The organism is Rhizobium sp. P44RR-XXIV (assembly GCF_001999485.2).
Classification (GTDB): domain Bacteria; phylum Pseudomonadota; class Alphaproteobacteria; order Rhizobiales; family Rhizobiaceae; genus Rhizobium.
In genome coordinates this window covers 729756-737970 of sequence record NZ_MPVZ02000026.1, presented here as the reverse complement: position 1 = coordinate 737970, position 8215 = coordinate 729756, and the positions used below count along the sequence as shown (strand labels likewise).

Below are 8215 nucleotides of genomic sequence, written 5' to 3'. Positions count from 1 at the left end.
TCCTGTCCCCAAACAATGCAACAGCTATGCTCATCGTCCCTCAGCACCATAACCTGAAGGCTGAGGCGCGTTCGAGCTCTGTTCGGGTATTGCCTCAAGCAGCATCAAACTTCCAATGCAAAACGGAAGCGGACGTGAGAATGGGGCACATCAACCCCAAAACAGCCAATGAGCATTTCTTCCGAAAACCGCAATGCTCACGCAATTCAGCCTGCGGAAATTGCCGCCGTCCTATCAATCGAAGGCGGATGTTATGCAATTACCGTTCCTGTTGGCCTGTGTAGTCCTGACCGGCGGACACTGCTTCTCGGGGCAGCAGCCGGGCACCGAATACAAGGAGCCACCTGTTCTCTCCATCCAGTACCGATATGACCCTTGCACCGATGGTCGCGTCAGCGATGGGCGGCCGCGAACCTGCGCGGAACTCAGGCGTGCATTGCGGCAGGATCGATGGCGCGAATGGCCGAATGACGATCGCCGGCCACGGCGTCCTCGTGTGAACCCATGCACCGATGGGCGCTTCAGCGATGGGCGCGCCCGGTCCTGCCCCGAGCTGTTGGACTGGCTGGATCGGCAATGAAGACGATCCTGTCCTTCTCATCCTGGCCGCTGGTGTTCTTTTCCGGCCTGCTGGGCGCCCATTTCGCTTTTTCGAGCGAGCGCCCCATGCTTGCCTTCGCTCTCGTCTATGCCGGCGAGGTGCTGCTGCTTTTCCTGCTTGAGCGCCATATCCCCTATGAGCGGCGCTGGCTGCTTGCGGACGGGGAAACGGCAAACGATATTGCCCATACGCTTTTGACCAAGGGGTTGGTGCAGATCATCGCGCTGCTGGCCGTTGTCTTTCCGATGCTCGCCGCGACCGTGCTGCAGCCTCTCGCCGGCGCGCGGTTTGACGTCTGGCCGGCTGCGATACCCATGCCTCTGCAGGTGGTTATGGCCGTCGTCATAGCTGAATTCGGGCTCTACTGGTCGCACCGGATTGCCCATGAGAGGCTTTTCTTCTGGCGATTCCATGCCCTGCACCATAGCGTGACGCGCCTCTGGGTCATCAATACCGGACGTTTTCATATTGCCGATTCGCTGTTCAAGGTCGCGCTCAGCCAGATCCCGCTTTATCTGATGGGCGCACCGCTCGAAGTGTTCTGGTGGCTCGGCGCCGTCACGGCCTTCATGGGCATTCTCACCCATTGCAATGTCGACATGAGGACCGGCTTCTTCGACTATATCTTCAGCACGCCGCGCCTGCATCGCTGGCATCATTCCAAGGATATCCGCGAGGGCAACACGAATTACGGCGAAAACGTCGTGTTCTTCGATCTGCTGTTCGGCACCTACTTCAATCCGGACCGGCCCTCTTCCACCGATATCGGCATTCGCGGCCAGATCGCCAGAGGCTTCCTGCGGCAATTGGCACAGCCTTTCCGAAAGGATGGGATTCGCCAGATTATTGGACGCGCGACAAAAGACGGCTGATGCGGTCTCACGCAATGCTGCCGTAATCCAGCCGACGTACCCCTGCCGCGGTCTCTCTTCAGTTGCAAAAGGACGTTCCTGATGTCTGCCATTCGCATCAAGCGGTTCCCGCTCGGCATTGCCGCCCTGATGATCCTACTGGTCCTCTCGGCCTGCGCCTCGCAAATCATGAAGAGCTATATCGCGCGCCGATCAGCAGCGTCATGCTCGACTATGGCCCACCGGACAATGTCTATGATCTGCGCCCCGGCGAGCGGGCCTATCAGTGGCGCAAGCAGAAGACGCAGGTGGTGCCGGGCCAATCCACCGGCGAAGTGAAGGAAACACGGCGCGGCAGCCGCTATGAGGTCATGGAGACTCCCGGCTATCTCGAGAGAACGGAATGTTTTTATACCTTCTACACCCGAGGCTCCGGCTCTGACTGGTACGTGACCAGCTTCAGGCAGCCTTCGCTCGAATGCGAATAGGCCCAGGCGTCAATACCTCCAGTCGCAGGATTATAGGACATGAAGCGTAGTTCCATGATCGCAGTTGCCATCGCCAGTCTTTCCATCGCCCTGGCCGCCTCCGCGCGGGCCGAGGAAACGATAGGCCAGGGCGCGGGCCTCATTCGTGTTGTCGGCGAGGGGCAGATCCTTCGCAGCCCGGATATCGCAGTCGTCCGCCTGACGGTTTTGCGCCAGGCCGGTGAGGCGAGCCAGGCGGTTTCGGCCTCCACGGAGGCGACCCGCAAGCTCATCGCCGCGCTCGTATCGCTGGGCATCGGGAGAGACGACATGCAGAGCGCGGATTTCCAGATCTCACCGCGTTTCGATTATACGGCGAAGCCCGATGGCACAGCGCCTTCCTCGACCATCTCGGGCTATGATGCCCGCAACACGCTGATGGTGCGTGTTCGCAAGGTTGCCGAGGTCGGAAATGTCCTTGATGTGGCCCTGAAGAACGGCGTCAACGAGGGCGGCTCGGTCGATTTCCTCGTGGAGGATGCTGCTGGTGCTGTCGATGAAGCGCGCAAGCACGCCGTGGCCGCCGCAGCGAAAAGCGCCAGTGCCGTGGCGCAGGCCTCGGGCCTCAGGCTCGGGCCGATTGTCGCCATCGAAGATCAGCCCGCGGCAACCATATTTCCCTATGCGTCGACGGAAGCAAGGCTGCGTGCCGCCAGTTCGGACGCCGGCGTGCCGATCGAAACCGGCAAGAATGTCATCACGGCGCGCGTCGCGGTGTCCTACCTGGTCGCACGGTAAGGGGGGAGAGCATCATGAGACATATTTGCATCGCCGCGGTGACCGTGGCCTTTGCTGCACTGCCTGCCATTTCGCAAGCCGAGACGATCTGCTCCGTCGTGGAGGACGTCGAAAGCGGCAAGGTCCTGTTGAAGCAGGGAGATTGCGACCGCCGGCTTTCACCGGCATCGACCTTCAAGCTGGCCCTGAGCCTCATGGGCTACGATGCCCATGTTCTGGCTGACGAGTCAAAGCCGGTCTGGCCCTTCGTGAAGGGCTATTCTGATTGGCCGACGACTTGGGAAGATAGCGCGACGCCGCGCCTTTGGATGGAAAAATCCATCGTCTGGTATTCGCAGCGCCTTACGGAGGCGCTCGGCCCCACCAAGTTTCAAGCCTATACAAGGCAGTTCAATTACGGCAATGCCGACGTGTCGGGCAATCCCGGCAAGCATGACGGCCTGACGCATGCCTGGCTCGGATCGTCGCTGAAAATCTCTCCCGTCGAGCAGCTCGCCTTTTTGCGAAAGCTGGTGCGGCGGGAACTGGGGGTGAGCGAGCTGGCCTATGACATGACGACAAGGATAGCCGACTATGGGGTGCAGCAATCCGGCTGGCATGCATATGGCAAGACCGGCGCCATGCCGTCGTCGCGGATCGGCATTCGTGGTGACCGCTTCAGGATGTATGGCTGGTTCGTCGGCTGGGCGGTCAGGGGAGATCGCAAGATCGTTTTTGCGCGTCTGATCGGCGAGGAACAGAAGATACCGGGCTCGGCCGGCAAACGGGCGCGCGATGCCATTCTTGCCGATCTCTTCACAAAACCTGATGCGATATGAGTGACGCCGGCATTTCCGGAGCATGGACGTTTAAACGGACTTGCTCCTGAAACGCCTGGACACCTATCGCATTCACATTCCATTGCCCTTGTCTCCGCCCCATCGCCAGCGCCATGGGGCGTCGCTTTTCCACCAGCTGACCAGGAACAGCAAGGCTGTCGGGATGCAGATCGCGAGCACGAAGCTCGCCGGATGGCCGTCCCGCCATGTTTCTCCCATGGCGATGATCACTCCGAGGACCTGGGCGTAGGCCGTCAGCGCCGCCCAGCCTTGCCAGCGGCAGGGCAAGCCTGCTCCCTAGCCATAGGCCTTGACGCGGAACCAGGCTCCATGTCTCCTCATGCGGCCACATCCTCCGCTCTATCCGTCTCCGGATTGGCTTTTCTCCTCATTAGTATTGTCCTGCAGCTTTCGATCAGGGACAGAACGACCGGCACGAACACAAGCGTCAGCGCAGTCGAAGACAGGAGGCCGCCGATGACGGCGTGGGCCATCGAGGCACGCTCCTGCCCGCCTTCGCCAAAGCCAAGCGCCAGCGGCATCATGCCGATGATCATGGCCGACGTGGTCATGACGATAGGGCGGAAACGGATCGTGCCGGCATCGATCAGGCTTTGTCGCATGCTGGCGCCTTCCTGACGGCGCTTGTTGGCGTGATCCACCAGCAGGATGGCATTTTTCGTCACCAGGCCCATCAGCATGATGAAGCCGATCACCGAGAAGATGTTGATGGTGGACCCGGTTAGCAGAAGGCCGCCCAGTACGCCGCTGATCGAAAGCGGCAGGCTGGTCATGATGGCGATCGGCTGCACGAAGGAGCCGAATTGCGAGGCAAGGATGAGGTAGATGAAGATGACTGCGAGCACCAGCGCCTGAGCCGCATAGCCGAAGCTTTCCATCATGTCGTCCGCCTCGCCGCCGATGGCGATGCGATAGCCTGCCGGCAGCTCCATCGAGCCGATGACGGTCTGGATGTCGCGGACAACCACACCGAGGGGTTGGCCGCTGAGATTGGCGGAGAGGCGAACCTCACGATCCCCGTCGCGCCTAACGATCGTCTGTGGCGCGAGGGTTTCCGAGACATCGGCGACCTGCGCCAGCGGCACGGTTGTCGCCGGGCCCGTTGCGCCGACCCTTGCGACGGGGATGGGAATTTGTCTGAGATCCTCGATCGTCCGGCGGCCAGCTTCCGGCAAACGAATGGCGACATAGCGGGATTCGTCGCCGCCATGAGCCCAGCTTGTCAGCTTTTCGCCAGCCACCAGCGGCCGAAGATTGCGCTCGATCGTCGCCGTGGAAATTCCGAGATCGGCCGCCTGCTCGGCACGAAGACGGATCATCAGCATCGGCCGTTTCTTGTCGGCGGAGGATTCGAGCGCGATGAGCCCTGCGACCTTTCCGAGCTTCGCCTTCATATCTAGCGAAAGGCGTTCCAGCACGTTCAGGTCGCCGCCCAGGATCGATATCTGGATCGTTTTTGCCTCGGCGCCGGAGATCTCTCCGGGCTGTCCCACCTCGACCGTGGCGCCGGCGAGCGGGCCTAGTGCGTTGCGCAGCTTCGGCGCGATCGCGACCGAAGTCATCGTTCTCTTGTCCGCCGACACCATGGAAGCGGCAATTCTTGCCTCGTTGGTGTTGGCGCCGTCGCCGCTGTTGACGGTCGAGTAGAGATCCAGAATATCCGGAAACTGCCGCAGGATCGTTTCGGCCTGCCTGATCTTGGCGGCGGTATATTCGACCGATGATCCCTCCGGCAAGGTGAGGCCGACCGCGACCATGCCCTGATCCGATTTCGGCACGAATTCCGTGCCGATGCGCGGGATGAGGCAAAGAGTTCCGGCAAAGAACCCGAGAACACAAAGGGAGGTCACGGCCCGGTGCGCAAGGCACCAGCCGACGATGCCGCCATAACGCTGTGCGATCCTTTCGAAGCCATGGTCGAAGCGATCGAGCATCACCTGAAGGCGACCTCTTTTCCCCGACGCGGGCCGATCCGCCCAGACGCTGGAAAGCATCGGGTCGAGCGTGAAAGATACGAAGAGCGATATCAGCACCGCGACGGAGACGGTGATGCCGAATTGCAGAAAGAACCGGCCGATCACCCCGCCCATGAAGGCGACAGGAAGGAAGACGGCGACGATCGACAGCGTGGTGGCAAGCACCGCAAGGCCGATTTCCGATGTGCCGTCCAGCGCCGCCCGCTTGCGATCCTTGCCCATGGCAGCGTGGCGAGTGATATTTTCTCTGACGACGATCGCGTCGTCTATCAGGATGCCGATACAGATCGACAGCGCCAGCATGGTCATGAGATTGAGGCTGAAGCCCAGAACGGCCATGGCCGCGAAGGTGCCGATGACGGAGACCGGCAATGTGAGGGCCGTGATGATGGTCGAGCGCCAGGAGTTCAGGAACAGGAGGACGATCGCGATGGTCAGTGCGCCACCCTCGATGATGGTCCTTTGTACGTCGCCGATCTGTCCGACAATCGTTCGCGAACTATCCTGCGATATGACGATGCCGATATCCTTGAGCGCATCGTCCTTCCTCAGTTGAGCCAGCTCTCGCTCGACGCCATTTGCAACGTCGACGGTGTTGGCGCCTTCGAGCTTGTTGATGTCGAGGCCGAGTGCAGGCTTGCCGTTGAACCAGGCCCGGCTCTTCGGGTCGGCCCCGGCCTCCATCACATCGGCGACTTCCGTGAGCCGGATCGGGCGACCGGCGCTGTCCTGGGTGATAACGATATCGGCGAAATCTCTGACGTTGCCCGGCTGCACGCTGACGGTCACGCTGCGCTCGCGCGTCGACGAGACGATGGATCCGATGGCGCTGTCACGCGTGGCCCGCTGTATGGCTTCGATGACCGTCGGCATCGGAATGCCGAAGGAAAGCAGCTTGGCCGGGTCTGGCTGGATTCGCACCTGGTCTTCACTGCCGCCGACAAGCGTCACCTGGCCCACTCCGGGCACCCGCCGCAGCCGGGGCACGATCGTCGTGTCGGCGATCTTCGTCATCCGGCTAAGGGAAAGATCCGAGGAGAAGGCCGCGAGCGACATGATCGGCGCGTCCTGCGGATTGAAGCGCGTGACGAGCGGCCGATCCGCACCCTCGGGAAGCACATCCTGCAGCCGCGATATGCGGTCGCGCACCTCATCCGCTGCTGCTCTCGATGGCGTTTCAAGCGTAAATTCCGCGATGACGAGGGAGTTGCCCGTCGATGATTTCGAGGTGATCTTCTTGATGCCGGCAATGGCGCCGATGCTTTCCTCGATGGGTCGGCTGACCTGTTGCTCGACGGCAAGCGTCGATGCGCCGTCATAATTGGTGGAGATGACGACGGCCGGCAAGTCGACGGAGGGCAGCAAGTCCACGGGCAGGCGCGACCAGGCGGTGATCCCCAGGACGACGATGGCGACCATCACCATGGTCGCAAAAACGGGCTGCTGAATGGAAATACGGGCAAGAAACATCGGTGATCCCTAGCGCTCTGCGATCTTCACGGAGGTGCCGTTGGCAGCGTCCCGGAGCGGAACGGTTATGACGGCATCGCCTTCGCTTAGTCCGGTTCGAACCTCGACGAGATCCTCGCCGACCTTCGCTGTGCCGAGGGTAACCGGCTGTCGATGCACGGCGCCGTCGATGATCGTCCGGACAAGGGTTTCGCCGCCTTCTGTAATGATTGCGGCGGCGGGCACGGCGAGAATGTTGTCATGGCTGTCGATCTGCAGCGAGCCATGGCCGAACATGCCGCCCCGAAGGCCGGGGACGACATGTTCGAGCCTGAGATAGACCTGTAGCGACCGCGAATTGTCGAGGGTTGCGGGACTGATCCTGTCGAGCCGCGCCAGGAGAGCCTCGTCCGGCATTCCCTCGATCTTGATGGATGCCGCCTGTCCGATCGAAAGCCCGGCGCTCTCCTGCGGAGGAATGAGGGCGACCAGGTCGAGCTGCGCGATATCGACGATCTCGAACAGCTCGGTATTGATCGATACGGCCTGTCCCGGATTGATCCTGCGGGAGTTGACGATGCCGTCGAAAGGTGCGGTGACGACCGCGTCGCTGAGTGCGCGCTGTGCTTCCGCCTGTTCGGCCTGCAGGGCACGCAGCTCCGCTTTCAACACCGCCACGTCGGTCTCGACCTCCGTCAGCTTGGCCTGTGCGACCCCTCCGGTGGCGACAAGGCTGCGCGTGCGCTCAAGATCCTTTTGCGCCCGCAGAAGCGTTGCCGCCTTGGCATCCGTCGTCGCGATCAACCTGTTCAAAGAAAGCGTCAAGGCTTCGGTATCGAAGCGCGCAATGACGTCGCCGGCGCGAACAGCTGTTCCCACATCGGCCTCGACCGACGCCAGCGTGCCGGATAATCTCGCCGTCAGCGTCACGCGCCGGGCCGGCTGAATGAAGCCGTTGATGCGAAGCTCCTGGCTGTAGGTCTGCCGACGGACCCGCATCACCTCCATGGAGGCGACCTCGATCGTCTTGGCCGCTGGCGCCTGCGTGATCTGGGCCGCGCCACTGATGTCACGGCTGGCCGGCACGATCACGGCGCTTACAACGCCCAGCGCAACCAGCGCCAGGATGATCGTTATTTTCGTGATGCGACTGGTCATGGCATCCAACTTGGACTGTCGTCTCAAAAGTGAGAGCGGCGAAAGCGGCTGGCTCGGGGTTTGATTAGCCGTCATT

6 protein-coding genes and 1 pseudogene are annotated in these 8215 nt (G+C 61.5%); 4 read left to right on the top strand and 3 right to left on the bottom strand.

What is annotated here, in order from left to right; all coding sequences use genetic code 11:
* Nucleotides 1-576: 576 nt before the first annotated feature.
* The 4 genes and pseudogenes from BSK43_RS12440 to blaOXA all read left to right on the top strand — a co-directional run bounded on the left by BSK43_RS12440 (nt 577) and on the right by blaOXA (nt 3535).
* On the top strand, nt 577-1473 hold the full coding sequence (locus tag BSK43_RS12440; RefSeq protein WP_077472165.1) for a sterol desaturase family protein: 897 nt from the start codon (nt 577-579) through the stop codon (nt 1471-1473).
* 81 nt (nt 1474-1554) lie between these two features.
* Nucleotides 1555-1940 (top strand): annotated as a pseudogene (locus tag BSK43_RS12435) (hypothetical protein).
* Nucleotides 1941-1979: 39 nt separating this feature from the next.
* Entirely contained in the window at nt 1980-2717 is a 738-nt protein-coding gene (locus BSK43_RS12430) for an SIMPL domain-containing protein (protein WP_077472166.1), read from the top strand.
* A gap of 14 nt (nt 2718-2731) precedes the next feature.
* On the top strand, nt 2732-3535 hold the full coding sequence (gene blaOXA / locus BSK43_RS12425; RefSeq protein ID WP_077472167.1) for a class D beta-lactamase: 804 nt from the start codon (nt 2732-2734) through the stop codon (nt 3533-3535).
* Nucleotides 3536-3607: 72 nt separating this feature from the next.
* Here blaOXA and BSK43_RS12420 read toward each other — a convergent pair whose 3' ends face one another.
* The 3 genes from BSK43_RS12420 to BSK43_RS12410 are packed head-to-tail and all read right to left on the bottom strand — an operon-like array spanning nt 3608 to nt 8214.
* The gene (locus tag BSK43_RS12420; RefSeq protein WP_205910608.1) at nt 3608-3823 is read right to left on the bottom strand and encodes a hypothetical protein; all 216 of its coding nucleotides are present in this window, start codon (nt 3821-3823) and stop codon (nt 3608-3610) included.
* A 50-nt stretch (nt 3824-3873) separates the two neighbouring features.
* Nucleotides 3874-7002 (bottom strand): efflux RND transporter permease subunit, encoded by a 3129-nt coding sequence (locus tag BSK43_RS12415; protein ID WP_077472168.1) that lies wholly within the window; start codon nt 7000-7002, stop codon nt 3874-3876.
* A gap of 9 nt (nt 7003-7011) precedes the next feature.
* Entirely contained in the window at nt 7012-8214 is a 1203-nt protein-coding gene (locus BSK43_RS12410; protein ID WP_077472169.1) for an efflux RND transporter periplasmic adaptor subunit, read from the bottom strand.
* Between the last annotated feature and the right edge of the window lies 1 nt (nt 8215).